At 48.3% G+C, this 4,930-nt stretch carries 9 protein-coding genes; 1 reads left to right on the top strand and 8 read right to left on the bottom strand.

What is annotated here, in order from left to right; genetic code table 11:
• Positions 1-293: hypothetical protein (locus tag WC764_04700; GenBank protein MFA6006993.1), on the top strand; the 293-nt coding region annotated here is incomplete at its 5' end.
• 88 nt (positions 294-381) lie between these two features.
• Here the strand turns inward: WC764_04700 and WC764_04695 are convergent.
• From WC764_04695 to WC764_04660, 8 genes are all read right to left on the bottom strand, one after another.
• Positions 382-576, bottom strand: coding sequence for a helix-turn-helix transcriptional regulator (locus WC764_04695; GenBank protein MFA6006992.1), 195 nt, complete (start codon positions 574-576; stop codon positions 382-384).
• A 5-nt stretch (positions 577-581) separates the two neighbouring features.
• Entirely contained in the window at positions 582-1,007 is a 426-nt protein-coding gene (locus WC764_04690) for a hypothetical protein (GenBank protein MFA6006991.1), read from the bottom strand.
• Positions 1,008-1,144: 137 nt separating this feature from the next.
• Positions 1,145-1,309, bottom strand: coding sequence for a hypothetical protein (locus tag WC764_04685; protein MFA6006990.1), 165 nt, complete (start codon positions 1,307-1,309; stop codon positions 1,145-1,147).
• Between the two features lie 143 nt (positions 1,310-1,452).
• On the bottom strand, positions 1,453-3,201 hold the full coding sequence (locus WC764_04680; GenBank protein MFA6006989.1) for an ABC transporter ATP-binding protein: 1,749 nt from the start codon (positions 3,199-3,201) through the stop codon (positions 1,453-1,455).
• A 240-nt stretch (positions 3,202-3,441) separates the two neighbouring features.
• A complete protein-coding gene (locus WC764_04675) occupies positions 3,442-3,684 on the bottom strand; it encodes a hypothetical protein (GenBank protein ID MFA6006988.1) in 243 nt (80 codons plus the stop codon).
• Between the two features lie 22 nt (positions 3,685-3,706).
• Complete coding sequence (locus WC764_04670; protein MFA6006987.1) at positions 3,707-4,105, bottom strand: hypothetical protein; 399 nt, start codon at positions 4,103-4,105, stop codon at positions 3,707-3,709.
• A 42-nt stretch (positions 4,106-4,147) separates the two neighbouring features.
• Positions 4,148-4,396: a hypothetical protein gene (locus tag WC764_04665; protein MFA6006986.1), complete on the bottom strand. Its 249-nt coding sequence runs from the start codon at positions 4,394-4,396 to the stop codon at positions 4,148-4,150.
• 91 nt (positions 4,397-4,487) lie between these two features.
• A partial coding sequence (locus tag WC764_04660; protein MFA6006985.1) for an FAD:protein FMN transferase occupies positions 4,488-4,930 on the bottom strand: 443 nt, incomplete at its 5' end.

The raw sequence follows: 4,930 nt of genomic DNA, 5'->3' as shown, positions 1-4,930 counted from the left end.
ACCAGAGTGCCCTCGAATATGTAGCTGCACGAAAGAACATGAATGTTTACCATTCGATGGTCGACTTCTTGTTTTGCGAATTGTATCCTAAATGGCGCGGATCATGCATGCGCTTTTATTTAGGGAGAGGTCCTCTACTTAAGGAACTTCTTGGTTCCGAGCAGATTGAGGACTTCGACAAGAAACTAACTACCGCTCTTACTGTTGCCCGCACTTTGTTTCGCGAGCAGCGTTGCAATAGCTGGTCGCGCTACCGATTTGAGGTAAAGAAGGTTTTACAGGCAGCAGCCTAACTCGCCAATGGCGACGGAAAAACCCGTCAGCTGTATGGCGGGTTTTTTCTTTGTGGATAATTTCAAATATTGCCGAAAAAATTATTATTTACTTCACCCCAAACACCTCCTCAATTTTTCCTTGCTTCAGTGCCTTTGTAATCTTATGCGCCAGGAGCAGGGAAGGGTTGTAGCGATTTTGTTCTAAAGAAATAATTGTTTGCCTGGACACACCAACAAGCTCTGCAAGTTGCTCCTGTGTTATGCCCAGCTTATTTCGATAGAAAGCAATTTTCGTTTCCATGCTGATTAATTCTTTTTGTCGAGATAAATATTCGAAACCATTTTTACCACAACTCCAACAAGGAGTGCAATAAGGATGACAGGGTCAACATATTTTGTGCCATGGGCAGCGCTAACTGCAGCTTGGTAACCGATACCGATTGTTAAAACTGCGAGAATAGCCCAGAGTGCATTGCGTTCAGATATCGCTTCATGCATACGATCACGCTCATCGCGCGGCATTTTGATAATGATATGAATAAAATCCACACAGCCTATAATCGCCAAAATAACGAGGAGGAGTGTACGCAGCCCTCCGATAACAGGAAGTGCCGTAATCAAAAAGAATAAAAGCACAAAAGCGGTGATATATGCCCAACCTTGCCACGTTGCCGGCGTGAAGCCCCACCCTGTATACTTGCGCCTCTTGAACCATTCTGGTTTTCCAATCATATATTTATAATTAACTGCTAATGTAATATATATTATACGTAAGAAATATATTACACAAGAGGTACCTGTGGATAACCCCCCAAGGTGCCACCTTGGGAATAAAAAACCGCCTTTGTGGGGCGGTTTTTGAGAGGGTGTTATCCGGGATACGGGCACTCGGTGAAGTAGCGTAGCCCATTGATGGTGCGATAACCAAGGTATTTGGCAGTCTCGTCATTGAGCTCTGCCTCGCTCCTTGGGTGCTCGGTGAATGTAACCGTGCAGGCACCACGGATGATGCCATTTATTTTGTCTTGGTCCACGATGTCCTCCTTGGAAAACTGAGATGGGGGTGGTGGTAAAAGAATTACCTCTGGCTCAAAGCCTACGCCTGCGCAATTATTTTGTCAATTTCTACAATAAAAAGCGGCTCCATTGCTGGAGCCGCTTGTTGCTACTTTGCGCGCTACAAGACGAAGTCTTGCTGCTCGCACAGATACTGATAGACCTCACAGCGCTTCGCGAGTTCTTCGTGGGTACCGCAGTCCACGAGCTTGCCTTTGTCGAATACAATCACCTTGTCCACGTTTCTAATCGTACTGAAACGATGGGCGATAATGATTGTTGTTCGGCCTTTTGATACCTTGTTAATTGATTCCTGAATCAATCGTTCGTTCCCGGAGTCTAGGCTGCACGTTGCTTCGTCAAAGATCATGATTTGCGGTTCTTTGACTATCGCTCGTGCAATACCTACACGTTGTCGCTCACCACCGGAGAGCTTCACTCCGCGCTCACCAATCACCGTGTCAAAACCTTTTTCCAAGCGATGGAAGAAGCGATCAAGACACGACATTTCGGCTACTGCATTGAGCTCATGGTCCCCAAAATCTGCGGCATGACCGTTTAGATTGTAGGTGATGTTGTACCGCAACGTCTGGTCAAAGAGACCAACGTCTTGGGCGACGATGCCTATGGCCCCACGATAGTGCTTGAGGTCAAGGTCTCGAAGGTCATTGTCGTCCACGGTGATTTGCCCAGATTCTGGATCTTGCGCGCGGATGAGCGCGTTTACCAGGGTAGATTTACCTGCGCCGGATTCGCCGATAAAGGCGACCGTTTCTCCCGCTTCAATGACAAAGCTGACGTCGTCGAGCGCAGGGCCAACTTCTTTTGTTGTCGCCGTCTCGGCTTCGTCGTCTGCCTCGTCACTTTGCGAGTCCCTGCCTCCGTAACGGAAGGTCACGTTTTTGAACTCTATCCGTCCGGCAAATTTCTCCGGTCGAATCGGGTTTTCAATCTCAGTAATGTCCGGCTTGATAGCCAACATATCGAAGTATTGCTTTGCGGAAGTGTAGTCTTGGATAGACCTACGATGAATCTGGCTCAAGCTTCCAAGGTTGCCTGTGGCGTTCATCGTCCATGTCATAAACAGGACAAATTCGCCAATTGAGTATTTCCCGTGTAGCACTCCGACAATTACGATGGCTAGCACGATGAATCGTGCAATCACCGGTAGCGTATTTCGTATTGCCGCCCAGACTATGTATCGGTTCCATACACTTCGTGCAAAATCAAATGCGCCGCCCAAACTTTCCTTGCATTCACGCTTCGCACGTTCTTCTTGTGCGCTTGCAATGATGAGGCCAATATTCCGAAGAGTTTCACCGTGGAGTCTTTGATCCGCGACAAAAAGCTTTTCGATTTGTACCATCTCGTCCTTGAATTTTCCGTTTAGACGGGCAATAAAGCCGAGGTATACAACAACAGCCGCTGCGACAACAAGGCCAATGGGGACGCTCCAGTAAAGCAGGAGCACCGTTGCCAAGACGATCTCCATCGCAAGGGGCAGGATTTGGTAGAGAACAGAGTGGACAAGATTGTCCAGAGCTTTTTCTCCACGAACGATAATGCTCTGCTTGACGCCGGAGTTCTCGCTGATGAGTTGTCCGATCGAAAAGCCGAGCAATTTCTCGAGCATGACTTCTTGCATGCGCCGTGGAATTTCGTAGTCAACGTGTGCAAGTTCGTAGCGATCTTGTGTCCACTGTAGTACCCCGGATCTCAAGATCCAAAGGATGAGTGATAAGATTGCGAGAATTCCAACTTGGCGTATCGGAACCTTTTGGACCAACCCGTCAATAATCTTGCTCTGAAGATATGGCATGCATGCATTTAGGGCTTGTGAAAGGACAATAAATCCAAACACGCCAAGCATGGGGAGCAGGAGAGGTTTATAAATCTCGTATGCTCGTTTCAGAAATAGCCTCAATGTAAACTCCTGATGAAAGTGGGCATTGCCCGGATGGGGTGGGGAAGAGTATCAGAGTGAGCTGATGTGAAGGTTCAATGGATCTTTCGCAATTATAGCATATAAATTGGGTATGTGTCAATTTTAAAAACTGCAGCTAGAGGAATAAAAAAGCCGCCTGTAAAGGCGGCTTTGGTTTGGCGGCGATCAATGTTCTCCTGGCTCCGGCCACCCTTCACTGTGCCCGACGCTTGCCTCGACTTTTTCTTCTTGCTCCCGAACGAACTCAAGCAGTGACGACTGAACTTCGTCCGGCTCTTCGCACTCAAGCGCTCTCGCTAGGAGAGTCGCGGCAAGCATTCCTCGTTCGACTTCTCCTGTTGCAACCTTGTATGCAACTTTGTGGGCTGCCTCGGTTACTGCAACGAGTCTGTCAGAATGTAGTCCCACTGTTTCCTCCGTTTTTGAAGAGTTACTCTTCGGAATCTGAGTGACGTTTCCGCTGTGGCATATGCCAGCCAGCAGGAATTTCGGTCGGGCCTGGTGCGGGCAGTGGCCTCGCAAATTGGTCTCTGCGATCAAGTGCTGCCTTGAGCATCGGGTTCTCAGCAGATGGTTCGGGCTTACTTGTTGGTTCAATACCTTGGGTGTTCTCGCCCTCGCCTTGGAACGACCTACTTTTTTCTCCGAAGGTGTCCCTGGGGACGGCGAATTTCAGCAATGCGCGTATCACCGAGAACTTGGTTTCGTTCCGCAGCTTTTTTGTCAGTATCGCCGCAGCAATGGAGAGCCGCTCTTCAGAGTCACCCGTTGCTTCGCGTGCGGTTTCGAGCGCTGTCTTGATATGGGAATTGATTTTCCCTTCACTCATATCCACGAACATTCTCCTCAAAAAAGTGATTGAAAAAAGTTTTTATTCCTTCGCCTTCCTCCCTTTCTTTTTCCGCGCGATTGCTGCAGCTGCTCGTTTGTCGACCTCATCGATGTACTCAATCATTGTTTCTTCGATATCGCTTGTATCGAAACGAGCTAGTGCACGTCCCAACAAAAGTGTTGCGACTGGCGCAACTGACCCGGGTGTTGTTACGTGAGAAGCAGAGATTGAGTCGGCTGCTCGAATGAGCTTACCTAGCCTATCTTTGTTGAACTTTGCGAATGCCATGAGGCGCTCCTCTCAATGAACAGTGTGTTAGGTCGGGACGACCTGCTGTTGTTCTGGTGCGAATTCTACACTGATTTGAGAATCTGTCAATTTATATAGCTTGTTTCTCTATGAGGTTTTCGAAGGGGATTTCAAGCGCAGCGAATGCCGCATTTTTATGAATTGCACCGTGGTCGAGAATGAGGAAATAAGGGAGCCCCGATTTGTCCAGACGTGCGATGCCCTCGACTCTTCCCAGCAAAATAGAAATAGTTGCCTCTGAGTCAGCTTTCTCGCATGTGGTGGCGATTACGGTTGCGCTCATAATTCCATGTGCATTTTCTCCTGTACGCATGTCCACAAGGTGATGCCATGGTTTGCCCGCATGTTCTCCATGAGTTTGATAGACACCTGAGGTCGCAATGCCGACATTTTTTACGCCAACTGCCGCCACAATCGCGCGGGGATCACGCGGATCTTGGATGGCAATATTCCACCGGTTGCCATCTTCAAATTCCCCGTGAGTTACGATGTCACCGCCCGCATTAATCATAA

The sequence above is a fragment of the Candidatus Paceibacterota bacterium genome (genome assembly GCA_041660505.1).
Classification (GTDB): Bacteria; Patescibacteriota; Minisyncoccia; order Phycocordibacterales; family JACRKE01; genus JBAZWG01.
This window is presented reverse-complemented; position numbering and strand designations above follow the sequence as displayed.